This is a genomic window from Methylobacterium sp. J-078 (assembly GCF_022829285.1).
In the GTDB taxonomy this organism is placed as follows: Bacteria; Pseudomonadota; Alphaproteobacteria; order Rhizobiales; family Beijerinckiaceae; genus Methylobacterium.
The window spans coordinates 48,765-61,190 of the sequence record NZ_JAKSYI010000099.1 but is presented as its reverse complement, the minus strand read 5'-3'; the positions used below and the strand labels follow the sequence as shown (position 1 = coordinate 61,190).

The 12,426-nt window shown below is 71.5% G+C and carries 15 protein-coding genes and 1 tRNA gene; 9 read left to right on the top strand and 7 right to left on the bottom strand.

Annotated elements, in window-relative coordinates; translation table 11 throughout:
- Window position 1 precedes the first annotated feature (1 nt).
- A tRNA-Met gene (locus tag MKK58_RS15855) sits at window positions 2-78 on the top strand.
- On the opposite strand, the gene MKK58_RS15850 is transcribed toward MKK58_RS15855, so the two are convergent.
- The 5 genes from MKK58_RS15850 to madL form a co-directional block, all read right to left on the bottom strand.
- Window positions 57-245, bottom strand: coding sequence for a hypothetical protein (locus MKK58_RS15850; protein ID WP_243912960.1), 189 nt, complete (start codon window positions 243-245; stop codon window positions 57-59). The two genes, MKK58_RS15855 and MKK58_RS15850, sit on opposite strands and share 22 nt — an antisense overlap.
- 378 nt (window positions 246-623) lie before the next feature.
- Entirely contained in the window at window positions 624-890 is a 267-nt protein-coding gene (locus MKK58_RS15845) for a hypothetical protein (protein ID WP_238280568.1), read from the bottom strand.
- A gap of 197 nt (window positions 891-1,087) precedes the next feature.
- Complete coding sequence (locus tag MKK58_RS15840) at window positions 1,088-1,783, bottom strand: GntR family transcriptional regulator (protein WP_243912959.1); 696 nt, start codon at window positions 1,781-1,783, stop codon at window positions 1,088-1,090.
- Window positions 1,784-1,821: 38 nt separating this feature from the next.
- Window positions 1,822-2,586, bottom strand: a complete 765-nt coding sequence (madM, locus tag MKK58_RS15835) for a malonate transporter subunit MadM (protein WP_243912958.1) — start codon at window positions 2,584-2,586, stop codon at window positions 1,822-1,824.
- 4 nt (window positions 2,587-2,590) lie between these two features.
- Window positions 2,591-3,037 carry a malonate transporter subunit MadL gene (gene madL, locus MKK58_RS15830; protein ID WP_243912957.1) on the bottom strand — a complete coding sequence of 149 codons (447 nt, stop codon included), beginning with the start codon at window positions 3,035-3,037 and terminating at the stop codon, window positions 2,591-2,593.
- Window positions 3,038-3,260: 223 nt separating this feature from the next.
- On the opposite strand from madL, the gene mdcA reads away from it, so the two are divergent.
- Genes mdcA through MKK58_RS15790 form a run of 8 tightly spaced genes read left to right on the top strand, consistent with a single transcriptional unit; the run spans window position 3,261 to window position 10,400 of the window.
- Window positions 3,261-4,907, top strand: a complete 1,647-nt coding sequence (gene mdcA / locus MKK58_RS15825) for a malonate decarboxylase subunit alpha (RefSeq protein ID WP_243912956.1) — start codon at window positions 3,261-3,263, stop codon at window positions 4,905-4,907.
- A 14-nt stretch (window positions 4,908-4,921) separates the two neighbouring features.
- The gene (gene mdcC / locus MKK58_RS15820; RefSeq protein WP_243912955.1) at window positions 4,922-5,233 is read left to right on the top strand and encodes a malonate decarboxylase acyl carrier protein; all 312 of its coding nucleotides are present in this window, start codon (window positions 4,922-4,924) and stop codon (window positions 5,231-5,233) included.
- A complete protein-coding gene (locus tag MKK58_RS15815) occupies window positions 5,233-6,165 on the top strand; it encodes a biotin-independent malonate decarboxylase subunit beta (RefSeq protein ID WP_243912954.1) in 933 nt (310 codons plus the stop codon). The genes mdcC and MKK58_RS15815 overlap by 1 nt, the downstream gene beginning before the upstream one ends.
- Window positions 6,155-6,907 (top strand): biotin-independent malonate decarboxylase subunit gamma, encoded by a 753-nt coding sequence (gene mdcE, locus MKK58_RS15810; protein ID WP_243912953.1) that lies wholly within the window; start codon window positions 6,155-6,157, stop codon window positions 6,905-6,907. The genes MKK58_RS15815 and mdcE overlap by 11 nt, the downstream gene beginning before the upstream one ends.
- Window positions 6,900-7,553: a malonate decarboxylase holo-[acyl-carrier-protein] synthase gene (mdcG, locus tag MKK58_RS15805; protein WP_243912952.1), complete on the top strand. Its 654-nt coding sequence runs from the start codon at window positions 6,900-6,902 to the stop codon at window positions 7,551-7,553. Before mdcE ends, mdcG begins: the two co-directional genes overlap by 8 nt.
- A gap of 3 nt (window positions 7,554-7,556) precedes the next feature.
- Entirely contained in the window at window positions 7,557-8,435 is an 879-nt protein-coding gene (mdcB, locus tag MKK58_RS15800) for a triphosphoribosyl-dephospho-CoA synthase MdcB (RefSeq protein WP_243912951.1), read from the top strand.
- Between the two features lie 13 nt (window positions 8,436-8,448).
- Entirely contained in the window at window positions 8,449-9,372 is a 924-nt protein-coding gene (locus tag MKK58_RS15795; RefSeq protein ID WP_243912950.1) for an acyltransferase domain-containing protein, read from the top strand.
- Between the two features lie 23 nt (window positions 9,373-9,395).
- A complete protein-coding gene (locus MKK58_RS15790; protein ID WP_243912949.1) occupies window positions 9,396-10,400 on the top strand; it encodes an aldo/keto reductase in 1,005 nt (334 codons plus the stop codon).
- A gap of 220 nt (window positions 10,401-10,620) precedes the next feature.
- On the opposite strand, the gene MKK58_RS15785 is transcribed toward MKK58_RS15790, so the two are convergent.
- A complete protein-coding gene (locus tag MKK58_RS15785) occupies window positions 10,621-11,106 on the bottom strand; it encodes a hypothetical protein (protein WP_238280557.1) in 486 nt (161 codons plus the stop codon).
- Window positions 11,107-11,451: 345 nt separating this feature from the next.
- Complete coding sequence (gene denD / locus MKK58_RS15780; RefSeq protein ID WP_243912948.1) at window positions 11,452-12,411, bottom strand: D-erythronate dehydrogenase; 960 nt, start codon at window positions 12,409-12,411, stop codon at window positions 11,452-11,454.
- Window positions 12,412-12,426: the final 15 nt, after the last annotated feature.

The following is a 12,426-nucleotide window of genomic DNA, read 5'->3' as shown; positions in this document are numbered from 1 at the left end:
GCGCGGGGTGGAGCAGCCCGGTAGCTCGTCAGGCTCATAACCTGAAGGTCACAGGTTCAAATCCTGTCCCCGCAACCAAACCAACAAACGCCCGCCACGCTCTCAAGCGCGGCGGGCGTTCTCGTGTTCAGACCGGATACGGGCCGGCCGCGTCTGCGCATTAGCCACACGCCGAGCCCGATCGCCAGCACGGTCCCGGCCAGGCTCAGGATGCGCTCGATCAGCGGCGTGTAGACGCCGCGCACCGCGTCGTCGCCGTCGCAGAGCAGGGTGAGCCGGTCGGCGAGCGTGCCGTTCCCCGGCCCTCCCCCTCGATCAGCGCGAGACGCAGGGCGCGGCCGTTGAGGGCCAGCGGCGACAGCACCCGCGCCACCCGCCCGTCCGGCGTCAGCGGGATCGCGGCGGCCTGGATGCGCGATGCTGTCGGTGTCGCGGTCGATCGCAAAGCCGGTAGCCCAAGGCGCCGGTCAGGCGGGCGATGGCGGCGGCGGCGCCCACCGCTTCGTTTGAGTGATCCTGTTCGGCCTGACGCTGACCGACTCCCTCGCGCGCTGAAGTGCTGCCCAGACACGAAAACGGCGGGGCTCGCGCCCCGCCGTTGTCAGTTCAGGTCGTTCCCGGCCTCAGTAAGCCGGGCCGCCCGAGGTGGTGCCGTAATTGGCGGTCGGCTTGTCGTTCTGCTCGGCATTGCCTTCCTTGGCCGAGTCGTCCGAGCGGCGGCCGATCGAGCCGGTCGTCACGTCGTCGTAATAGCCGACGGCGCGGCTGCCGGGCGCGGTGGCGGCGGGGATGCCGGCCGGGGCGTTGTAGCTCTGCGCGAGGGCGGACGAGACGGGAGCGCCGAGGGTGAGGACCAGGGCGGCGGCAGCGGAAGCAAGACGGACGTTCATGATTCGCGTATCCAGATGTACAGGTCGGTCACCGTCAAGCATCCGAGGATCCGATCCAGGATGTCCGGGGGCCGTTCTTCTTGGTACGATCTCGATATAGGAGCGCCCCGGCCGGGCCGGCGTGCGCTTTGGCACGCGGTGCATGTACCGGGCGCAGTTCTCTCGGCGGTTGAGCCTTGGTACATGCGCGCCACGCATCACGCGTCCGGGCGGGCCTCCGCGTGGGCCTCGATGTAGTGGCGCAGGGCGCTGGCCGCGTTGAGCATGTGGGCGCGCATGCGCTTGGCTGCCGCCTCGCCGTCCCCTTCGGCGATCGCCGCCAGGATGGCGCCGTGCTCCGCCCGCGACCGCAGGATGCGCTCGCCCTGGCGCAGCTGGGTCCGGCGGAAGCTCGACAGGCGGGTCCGCAGCGCCAGGGCCTGCTCCTTGAGGAAGCCGTTGTGGGTAGCCTCGTAGAGGGCCTCGTGGAAGCTGCGGTTGAGGGCGTCGTAGGCATCGACGTCGCCGGCCGCGACCATGTCGCCGGAGCGCGCGTGCAGGTCCATCAGGTGGCTGCGCTCGAGCGGCGTCATCCGGTAGGTGGCGAGCCGCACACACATCGCCTCGAACTCGGCGGTGGTCTCGAACATGTCCATGATCCGCTCAGGGGTCATGCGCGTGACCACGACCCCCCGGCGCGGGCGCAGCTCCACCAGCCCGTTGAAGGCGAGCTGGCGCAGGGCTTCCCGCACGGGGGTGCGCGAGGCGCCGAAGCGGTCGGCCAGATCCTGCTCGTCGAGGGCGGTGCCTGCGGCGAGCCGCCCGGCCGCGATCTCGTCCGTGAGCGCGTTGCGGATCTGGTCCGACAGGAGCCCGCGCTCCGTCCCCTGCTCGTCCATTCCGCCCTCGTCCATGACCCTTGTCCCTCCCAGGACGCGCGACACCCCGTCCGTCATCCCACGATGGCCCGCACCGTGAGGTAGAACAGCGATGGCCCGACGAGGCAGCCGATGCCGGTGTGGAAGGTCGCCGTCAGCGCGCCGTAGGGTACGAGCTTCGGATCCGTGGCGGCGAGCCCTCCGGCGACGCCGCTCACCGTACCCATCAGTCCCCCGAAGGCCATGGCCGAGCGCGGGTTGTCCAGGCCGATGAGCTTGGCGACGAGCGGCGTGCCGACCATCACCATCACGGCCTTGGTGACGCCGGTGGCGATGGAGAGCGCCATCACGGCGGAATCCGCGCCCAGCGCCGCCCCGGTCACCGGCCCGACGATGTAGGTGACGGCCCCCGCCCCGATCGTCGTGATGCTGACCGCGTCGGTATAGCCGAAAGCGACCGCCGTGAGCGCCCCGACGATGAAGGGGATCACGGTGCCGAGTGCGAGCGCTAGCACGCCGAGGAGGCCGGCGCGGCGCGCCTCCACCACGTCGACCTCGAAGGCGGTGGCCACGATGGCGAAGTCGCGCAGCATCGCCCCGCCCATCAGGCCGATCCCGGCGAAGACCGGCAGGTCGGCGACCCCCTTCTGGCCGCCCGTGTAGAGGCCGGCCACGTAGGCGAGCCCCAGCCCCAGCACGATGGCGATGGCCGAGCCGTGGACGCGGCCGGCGGTGAGCCAACGGCTGGCGAGGTTGGAGACCAGCATCAGGGCGCCCACCACCGCGAAGGCGGCCACCAGGCTCTGCTCGACGAAGACGTGTTCGATCATGTGCAGCATGGGATCACACCTTCTCCGCCGGGCGGCCTTGGGCCGAAGCGGGGTCGCCGCCGATGACGTCGCCACCGTGGCGGACCTGCGCGTCCGCCCCCGGCTCGCGCCGCCCGAAGCGGCCGAGCAGGGCGACGCAGGCGAAGCAGAGCAGCAGCGAGACCGTGGCGGCGATGAGCACGATGGGCCCGCCGCGCACGGCCGCCACCACGTTCTGCTGCGCCGCCATGGCGACCACGATGGGGATGTACATGGTGGACCAGAATTCCACCCCGAGCTTGATCCCGCCGCCGAGCCTGCCCCGGGCGAGGAGCCAGGAGCGGGCGGCGATGAGCAGGATCATGGCGAGGCCGACGCCACCGACATTGGCCTTCACCCCGAGGGCGACGCCCAGGAGGTCGCCGAGGAACACGCCGATCAGCGTGCAGAGCGCAAGGAGCGCGACGCCGAAGATGGTCATCGGGCGTGTCTCCGCGTTGTCGGGCATGGGGTTTGGAATGCACGGGGCATGGGGCGTTCCTCCTGGGTATCCGGCGATTCGTTTTTGATTGGGTTCAGTATACCGATGATTGACAAATACGCAATTTTGAATACTGATAGGGATTAAGCGCCGGCCTCGGCATGTCGTGAGGCGTCGATGGCCCCGAACCGTATACGCGGGGGCGAACGAGGGAGCGGACGGGATGACGGATTGGTGCCAGGAACGCACCGCCCGCGAGGCGCGCCTCGAACGGGCGCGGGCGCACGCCGACGGCAAGGTCGTGCCGGCGGCCCGAGTCGTCGACCTCCTCGAGGCGATCCTCCAGCCCGGCGACCGGGTCTGCCTGGAGGGCGACAACCAGAAGCAGGCCGACTGCCTCGCTCGGGGCCTCTCGGCCTGCGACCCGGCCCGGGTCCACGACCTGCACATGGTGCAGTCGGGCATCGTCCTGCCCGAGCACCTCGACATCTTCGAGCAGGGCATCGCGAAGCGGCTCGACTACTCGTATTCCGGGCCTCAGGGCGGGCGCATCGCCAAGATGCTCTATGGCGGCCAGATCGAGCTCGGGGCGGTGCACACCTACCTCGAACTCTTCGCGCGCTACTTCATCGACCTGACGCCGAACGTGGCCCTGATCGCGGGCGTCTCGGCCGACCGGGACGGCAACCTCTATACGGGCCCCAACACCGAGGACACGCCCACCGTGGTGGAGGCGACCGCCTTCAAGAACGGCGTGGTGGTGGCCCAGGTGAACGCGATCGTCGACCGGGTGTCCCGCGTCGACATCCCCGGCGACCGGGTCGACTTCGTGGTCGAGGCCGACAAGCCGTTCTACGTCGAGCCGCTCTTCACCCGCGATCCCGGTGCCGTGACCGAGACGCAGATCCTGATGGCCATGATGGCGATCAAGGGGATCTACGCCGAGTACGGCATCCGCCGCCTCAACCACGGTATCGGCTTCGGCACGGCGGCGATCGAGCTCCTGCTGCCGACCTATGCGGAGCGCCTCGGGCTGAAGGGCAAAATCGCGACGCACTGGGCGCTCAACCCGCATCCGAGCCTGATCCCGGCCATCGAATCCGGCTGGGTCAGCCAGATCCACTGCTTCGGCTCCGAAGTGGGCATGGACAAATACATCCGCGCCCGTCCGGACGTGTTCTTCACGGGCTCGGACGGGTCCTTGCGCTCGAACCGCGCCTTCTGCCAGACGGCGGGCCTCTATGCCTGCGACCTGTTCATCGGCTCGACCCTGCAGATCGACCTTCAGGGACACTCCTCCACCGTTACGACGAACCGGGTCGCGGGCTTCGGCGGCGCGCCGAACATGGGCTCGGACCCGCACGGGCGGCGCCACCCCTCCGACACCTGGATGAAGGCCGGGCGCGAGGCCGGCGGCACCGGGGACCCGGCGCTCCGGCGTGGGCGAAAACTCGTGGTGCAGCTCGTCGAGACCTTCGGCGACAAGCTGGTGCCGGCCTTCGTGGAGAAACTCGACGCCCTCGAACTCGCGAAGAAACTCAACCTCGAACTCGCCCCCGTGATGGTCTACGCCGACGACGTGACCCACATCGTCACCGAGGAGGGCATCGCCAACCTGCTGCTGTGCCGGACCCTGGACGAGCGCGAGCAGGCGATCCGTGGGGTCGCCGGCTACACCGAGGTGGGCCGCGGCCGCGACCACGCCGAGGTCGAGCGCCTGCGGGCGCGGGGCATCATCCGCAGGCCGGAGGATCTCGGCATCGAGCCCCTCGACGCCGACCGCTCGCTGCTCGCCGCGCGCTCGATCAAGGACCTCGTGCACTGGTCGGGCGGGCTCTACGAGCCGCCGGCCAAGTTCCGGAACTGGTGAGGAATTTTCCGATCATGGAGAAGCTGAGCTTCCGCCACACCACCCAGAAGGCGCTCCCCGGCGCGAAGGCCAGCGCGATCACCGGGGTCGTCGCTTCCGGCAACCTCGAGGTGCTGCTGGAACGCAACCTCGCGCCGGACACCTGCGCGTTCGAGATCGACACCGCCATAAACGGCTACGCCGAGGTCTGGGCGGCCGTGGTGGCGGATTTCGTGGCCCGCCGGCAGCCCGGGGGCTTGACCATCACCATCAACGATGGGGGCGCCCGCCCCGACACCGTGTCCCTGCGCCTCGCCCAGGGCGCCCGCCTGATGGAGATGCCGTGATGGACTGGAAGCCGGTCACCCTCTCGCCCTCCCCCCTCGACCAGAGCTGGTACGAGGCCAGCGCCCGCGCCCGCCTCGCCGGCCTCCTCGACGCGGACAGCTTCCAGGAGTTCATCGGCCCCGAGCAGCGGATGATGAGCCCGCATCTGCCGCTGTTCGACCTGCCGCGCGCCTTCGACGACGGCATGATCGTCGGGCACGGCCTGCTCGAAGCGCAACCCGTGCTCGTCGCCGCCCAGGAGGGCCGCTTCATGGGCGGCGCCTTCGGCGAGATACACGGGGCCAAGCTCGTGGGCCTGCTGCGGGCCGCCCTCGCGGTGAAGCCCAGTGCCGTGCTCATCCTGTTCGACACCGGCGGCGTGCGCCTGCAGGAGGCCAATGCGGGCGAGACGGCGATCGCTGAGATCATGCGGGCGATCGCGATCGCGCGGGCCGCCGGCATCCCGGTGATCGGCCTCATCGGCGGCCGGGCCGGCTGCTACGGCGGCGGCGGCCTCGTCGCCGGCACCTGTTCGCGCCTCGTTATCTCCGAGGGCGGGCGTCTCAGCGTCTCCGGGCCCGAGGTGATCGAGACCAACCGGGGCGCCGAGGAATTCGACTCCCGCGACCGGGCCCTGGTCTGGCGCACCATGGGCGGCAAGCACCGGCGCCTGCTGGGCGCGGCCGACGCCTTCGTGGACGACACGATCGGGGCCTTTCGCGCCGCGGCGCTGGCGGCGATTCCGGCCGCCCCGGCCTTCGATCTCGCGACGCTTCAAGCCGAGCAGGCCCGGCTGGAGGCCCGCCTCGACCGCTTCGGCGACTGCGCCGACGCCACCGAGATCTGGGGGCGGCTGGGCGTCGACGACCCCACCGCCGTGCCGGGCCTGACCACCGAGGCCTTCGACGCCCTGCTCGACCGCCTGCCGGAGGGGCCGCACCATGCCCGATAAGATGCCCCACGACGCCATCCTGGCCTCGCTCTTCCCGGAGGGGCACGCCGTCACGCTGGCGGACGGCCTCATCACCGGCGACGGGCCCCTGAACGGCGGGCGCCTCGCCGTGATCGGCATCGACGGCGACACGGCCCTCGGGATCGAGGGCGCCTGCCACCTCGCGGGCCGCGTCCTCGACGTGGTGCGGGCGGGCGGCGCCACGCCCATCCTCGTCCTCATCGATTCCGACAGCCAGCGCATGAGCCGGCGCGACGAACTCCTCGGCCTCAACGAGTACCTCGCGCATCTCGCCAAGGCGCTCCTGCTGGCGGACGCGCAAGGGCACCCGACGATCGGCCTGCTCTACGGCCACAGCGCCGCCGGCGCCTTCATCGCCACCGCGCTGGCCACCCGCGTGCTCGCGGCGCTCCCCGGCGCCCATCCGAGCGTGATGGACCTGCCCTCGGTCGCCCGCGTCACCAAGCTGCCCCTGGAGACGCTCCAGGCCATGGCCCGCTCGACCCCGGTCTTCGCCCCCGGCCTCGACAACATGGTCCAGACCGGCGCCGTGCAGGTGGTCCTCGACCCGGACAAGCCCCTCGGTCCCCAGGTCGGCGCCCTGATCGCGGAGAGCCCGGCGGACGACACCCGCGACGCCCTGGGCCTCGCGCGGGGCGGGCGTCCGGTCGCCCGCGACATCGCCGCCCGGGTGGTGCGCGAGGCGCAGGGCATGGTGGTGGGCGAGGCGCGGGGTGCGTGATCTCGCGCGCCACGACCTGCTCACGGTGGCGCCCGCCGCGTGGGATGCGCTGCTGGCGGCGCGGCCCGACCTCGACGGGATTCCCCACCTCGCCGATTGGGCCGCGCGCGGCTGGCCCGTGATCGTGCGCCGCCGCGTGCCCGGCGAGGATGCCGCCCTGGTTCCGGCCGGGCTGCCGCTGCCGCCCAGCCTCGGCAAGCGCCGCATCGGTCTCGCGCTGCCGCCCGGGGCGGTGCGTCCGCATTCCGGCGTGACCTTGGCGCAGGCGCGCGCAACCGCGCCCGCCGCGTGGCACCCGACCCTCGACGCGCTCCTGGCGCACGGGGCCGCGTATGGCCGCATGCCCCGCGTGTTCGGCGGCCTGCTCTGGCAGGCGCTCACAGATCTGCCCTACCTCTCGGCCACCTCCGATCTCGACCTCCTCTGGCCCGGCCCGGTCGACCGGGCCTTCCGCGACGGCCTTGCCGGAATCGCGGCGGGGGCGCCGATGAACCTCGACGGCGAGATCGCCCTGCCCGACGGTTTCGCGGTGAACTGGCGCGAATGGCACGCGGCCGGACCCGACGACGCGGTCCTGGCCAAGGGCCTGGACCGGCTGGAACTCCGGCCGGTCTCGGCCCTCGACGCCCTGCCGCTGGCGGCCTGAGCCATGCCGCTGCCCGCAGCCCGTCCAGTCCCCGCCCTCCTGACGGAGACACGGGCGCCCGCACGGGACGCCCGTCCGGCGGAGCGGATCGCGCGCCTCGCCACGCGCTGCCTGCAGCGCGAGCTCGCCACCTATCCCAAGCCCGGCCTCGTCAGCCACGTGGACAACGGCAGCCATGCGGACATGGATGCGAGCACCTTCCGGGCGAGTGCCGCCGCCCTGGAGCCCTTCTTCGCGGACCTCGCCGCCGCCGGGGCCGCCGGGGCCGGGATGGCGCAGCTGCGCCGCATCGGTCTGGCGGCGGAATCCGCGATGCGGGCGGCCACGGGGGGCGTGAACACCCACCGGGGCGCCATCTTCGGCCTCGGTCTCCTCAGCGCCGCCGCCGGCGCCCTCGGGCCTCGCCCCCCGGCCGGCGGTCTCGGCGCCCATGTCCGCGCGCGCTACGCCGACGCCATCCTGGACGGTCCCGAACTGCTGCACGCGCCGGGCGCGCGGGCGCGGCGGCGCCACGGGGTCGGGGGCGCGCCGGCCGAGGCGGCGGCCGGGTTTCCGAGCCTCTACGGCACCGGCCTGCCCGCCCTGCGCCGGGCCCGTGCCGCCCGCCCCGGGGCGCCGCAAGCCGCGCGGGTGGAGGCCTGCCTCGCCCTCGTCGCGACCCTCGAGGACACCAACCTCCTGCATCGCGGTGGGCCGGAGGGGTATGCCTTCGCGCGGGGGGAAGCCGCCCGCTTCCTCGCCGAGGGCGGGATCGCGCAGGACGATTGGTTCGCGCGGGCGGAAGACCTGCACCGGGCCTTCGTCGCCCGGCGCCTCAGCCCCGGCGGGGCGGCCGACCTCCTCGCCATGACGCTGTTCGTCGACGCCTGGGAGCGGTCATGACCCCGGAACGCTCTTGACCCTCGCGGTCCTGCTCTCCGGCCAGGGCGGCCAGCACCCTAAGATGTTCGAACTCACCGCCGATCTGCCGGAGGCGGAGGGCGTCTTCGCGGCCGCGACCCCCCTCCTCGGCCGCGACCCCCGCGACCTCGTGCACGCGGGGGCGGACCTGCACGCCAACCGCACCGGGCAGATCCTGTGCTGCGTCGCCGGGCTCAGTGCCTGGACCCTGGTGCGGGCGGCGCGGCCCGCCCGCTGCGTGGTGGTGGGCTACAGCATCGGCGATCTCGCGGCCTTCGGCTGCGCCGGCCTGTTCGCGCCCGAGACGGTGCTGCGGCTCGCCGCCGCCCGCGCCGAGGCGATGGATGCGGCGGCCGGCCCCGGCTACGGCCTCGCCGGCCTGCGCGGCCTGCCCGCCGCGCGGGCCTTCGCCATGGCCGAGGCCCATGCCTGCCATCCGGCGATCCGCAACGCCACCGACAGCGTGGTGGTGGGCGGCGCCGTCGCGGCGCTAGACGCCCTCTGCGCCGAGGCCCTGGCGGCGGGCGCGGCGCGGGCGGTGCGCCTGCCCGTCCACATTCCCTCGCACACGCCGCTCCTCGCGCGGGCCTCCGAGGCCTTCCGGGACCACCTCGAGGCGGCGCCCTTGGCGACCCCGCCGCGCCCGAGCCCGCGCCTCCTCAGCGGCCTCGACGGGGCGGCGGTGTTCCGGCCGGAGGCGGGGTTGGCCAAGCTCGCCGCGCAGATCTCGCACACCCTGGACTGGGCCGCCTGCCTGGAGGGCGTGCGCGAGTTCGGCGCGACCCAAGTGCTGGAGCTCGGCCCCGGCCACGCCCTCGCCACCATGGCCCGCGCGGCCCTGCCGGAAGCGCGGGTTCATGCCCTGGAGGACTTCCGGACCGCCGCCGGTCTGGTGCAATGGATCAGGAACGGGGCCTGAACGCCCCCGGAGGACATGCCACGATGCAGTACCGCACTCTCGGCCGCTCGGGCCTCAAGGTCTCGCCGCTCTGCCTCGGCACCATGATGTTCGGCGGCCCCACCGACGAAGGCACCGCCGGCCGCATCATCGACAGCGCCCGGGACGCCGGCATCAACTTCCTCGACACCGCCAACGCCTACAACGAGGGCCGCTCCGAGGAGGTGGTGGGCCGGGCGATTGCCCGCGACCGCGAGGCCTGGGTGCTCGCCACCAAGCTCGCCAACCCGATGGGGCCGGGGCCCAACGACCGCGGCCTGTCGCGCGCCCACGTGCTGCGCGCCACCGAGGCCAGCCTGAAGCGCCTCGGCACCGACGTCATCGACATCACCTACCTCCACAAGGAGGACCACGCCACGCCGCTCTCCGAGACGGTCGGCGCCATCGCGCACCTCGTGCGCCAGGGCAAGATCCGCTACTTCGGCGTCTCGAACTACCGGGCCTGGCGGGTGGCCGAGATCTGCCGCCTGTGCGACGAACTCGGCATCGACCGGCCCGTGGTGAGCCAGCCCTACTACAACGCCCTCAACCGGATGCCCGAGACCGAGCACCTGCCGGCCTGCGCCCATTACGGCCTCGGGGTGGTGCCCTACTCGCCCCTGGCGCGCGGCGTCCTCACCGCCAAGTACGACCCCGACGCTCCCGCCCCCGAGGGCACCCGGGCCGGCCGCCAGGACACCCGCATGATGCAGACCGAGTGGCGGCCGGAATCCCTGAGGATCGCCCGCACCTTCCAGGCGCACGCGGCGGCGCGCGGCCTGACGGCGGGGCAGTTCGCGGTGAACTGGGTGCTGGCCAACCGCCTCGTCACCGCGGTCATCGCCGGGCCGCGCACGGAGGCGCAGTGGGCCGAGTATCTGGGCGCTCTCGGCTACACCTTCACGGCCGAGGACGAGGCCCTGGTCGACGCCCACGTCGTCACCGGCCACCCCTCGACGCCGGGCTACAACGACCCGGCCTACCCGATCGAGGGGCGGGTGGTGGGGTGATACGGTTTCCGGCTGAATCGTTCGGGTTCTGGCGCGGGTCCCCTCTCCTTCAGGAGAGGGACAGGGTGAGGTGTGTGCCCTTTCCGGAGATGGATCACACCTCACCCCAACCCTCTCCCGAAGGAGAGGGAGCACGTCGCGGCTGACCGAAGCCATCACCCGGAAACCGTAGGAGACCGACCCCTCCGCGTAGGCTTACAGTTCTGTCGCCGCAGGACACCTACTGAATCGTCTTGATGCTGTTCATGATCGTATTGATGTCTTTGTCGTTCGACTTCTGCTCGTCTTCCGATGCCCACAGCGTGATGAAAATGAGGCGCTGGTCTGATTCGGCATAGATCAGCATAACCTGCGTCTCGCCGTTCTCGTCCTTGGCCGGAAAGACCTGCATCTTGCCCTGGAGCCCACCCAGATTGACGTCGTTCTCCTTCGGTTTTCCCGTGACGCTGATCTTGTTGCGCTTCATCCACGCCATGTTGTCGGCGAGCATCTTGTTCATGGCTTTCGCAGAGGCCGTTTCGATGGAGAGGTAGACATCGTTGTCAGGCGATCTGGCTTCGAACCCGTACTCGACGGCTTCGGTCTTCCACGTATCGGGAATTGAAACGGTGGCTGTCGGATTGGATGGAGGGAATGCGAAATTCCTGGCCCAGGCAGGTGCCGCGAACGACAGCGTGAGCGCAACGGCGGTACAGAACAAACGCATGGAATTTCCTCGCAGCAACGCGGGATTTTTCCGTGGCCTGTGCGCGCGAGTCAAACGCAATCCGCAACATAATTCACATGGACGCGCATTTCTGGTGCGCGGCGATCGATCGCCGTGTTTGGCCCGCGTTTTTCGGTTCCACAGCCTCTGTGAAACTCCTGTTCAACGGGAAATCACAGGCGTGAGCCACATCGGCGCAAAGCTGAATGTCCGGTCCTGGAACGTCGGCCAATTAGCGCTGCCCAGCCTGGAATAGCCCTTCGCACGGTCAAGCTGATTGGATTCAGACCCCGTCCCCTCCCCGCAAAGGGAGGGGACGGGCCATCCGCGCCGAGCCCCTTTCGCTCAAGCCCGCGTCTCGGCGATGTGCAGTTCCACCAGCGCGTCGAAGCTGGCGTCGGCCTTGAAGCCGAGGTTGAGAGCGCGGCGGGTGTCGAAGGCCTCCGGCCAGGTCTCGACGATGGCCTGGATCGCCGGGTCCGGCGCGCGCCGGATCAGCGCCACGGCGGCGTCGCCGGCGACCCGGCGCAGGGCCTCGATCTCGTCGGCCACGGTGGCCGAGAGGCCCGGCATGGTCAGGCTGCGGCGCAGACCCAGGGCGCCGAGGTCGATGCGGGCGGCGTGCAGGAGATATTCGGTGGCCGAGCGCGGGCTGGCGAACCAGTGACGCACGGTGTCGGGCACCGGCAGGATCGCCTCCTGGCCGGCCAGCGGCTCGCGGATGATGCCCGAGAAGAACCCGGAGGCGGCCTTGTTCGGCTTGCCCGGCCGCACGCAGATGGTGGGCAGACGCAGGCCGATGCCGTCGAGGAAGCCGCGCCGGCTGTAGTCGGCCAGCAGCAACTCGCCCATGGCCTTCTGCGTGCCGTAGGAGGTGGCCGGCGTCAGGATCATGTCGTCGGGGATGACCCCCGGCAGCGGCGGCCCGAACACGGCCAGCGACGAGGTGAAGACCACGCGCGGCCGGTAGCCTTCCGCCGCGTGGGCGTGTCGGATCGCGTCGAGGAGCAGGCGGGTCGCGTCGAGGTTGACCCGGTAGCCCTTCTCCAAATCGGCCTCGGCCTCCCCCGAGACGATGGCCGCGAGGTGGAAGATCACGTCCGGCCGGCCGATCAGCGCGGCTTCCGCCGCACCGGGCACGGAGAGGTCGGCGGCGGCCGTGACGACGGGGCCGGTGAAGCCCGCCGGCGCGGTCGGCTCCACCACGTCCACCAGGGTGAGGCTGCGGGCGTCGCCCTGCGTGGCGAGGGCGTCGGCGAGGCGCTGGCCGATCATGCCGGCGGCGCCGAGGATGAGAGCGTGCATGGGTCGTCCGTCTCC

Coding starts and splice junctions, on each gene's coding strand:
- mdcA (WP_243912956.1), top strand. CDS start 3,261: ATGACGGATTGGTGCCAGGAACGCACCGCCCGCGAGGCGCGCCTCGAA.
- denD (WP_243912948.1), bottom strand. CDS start 12,411: ATGCACGCTCTCATCCTCGGCGCCGCCGGCATGATCGGCCAGCGCCTC.
- MKK58_RS15790 (WP_243912949.1), top strand. CDS start 9,396: ATGCAGTACCGCACTCTCGGCCGCTCGGGCCTCAAGGTCTCGCCGCTC.
- mdcE (WP_243912953.1), top strand. CDS start 6,155: ATGCCCGATAAGATGCCCCACGACGCCATCCTGGCCTCGCTCTTCCCG.
- MKK58_RS15785 (WP_238280557.1), bottom strand. CDS start 11,106: ATGCGTTTGTTCTGTACCGCCGTTGCGCTCACGCTGTCGTTCGCGGCA.
- MKK58_RS15840 (WP_243912959.1), bottom strand. CDS start 1,783: ATGGACGAGGGCGGAATGGACGAGCAGGGGACGGAGCGCGGGCTCCTG.
- madL (WP_243912957.1), bottom strand. CDS start 3,037: ATGACCATCTTCGGCGTCGCGCTCCTTGCGCTCTGCACGCTGATCGGC.
- madM (WP_243912958.1), bottom strand. CDS start 2,586: ATGCTGCACATGATCGAACACGTCTTCGTCGAGCAGAGCCTGGTGGCC.
- MKK58_RS15815 (WP_243912954.1), top strand. CDS start 5,233: ATGGACTGGAAGCCGGTCACCCTCTCGCCCTCCCCCCTCGACCAGAGC.
- mdcC (WP_243912955.1), top strand. CDS start 4,922: ATGGAGAAGCTGAGCTTCCGCCACACCACCCAGAAGGCGCTCCCCGGC.
- MKK58_RS15845 (WP_238280568.1), bottom strand. CDS start 890: ATGAACGTCCGTCTTGCTTCCGCTGCCGCCGCCCTGGTCCTCACCCTC.
- mdcB (WP_243912951.1), top strand. CDS start 7,557: ATGCCGCTGCCCGCAGCCCGTCCAGTCCCCGCCCTCCTGACGGAGACA.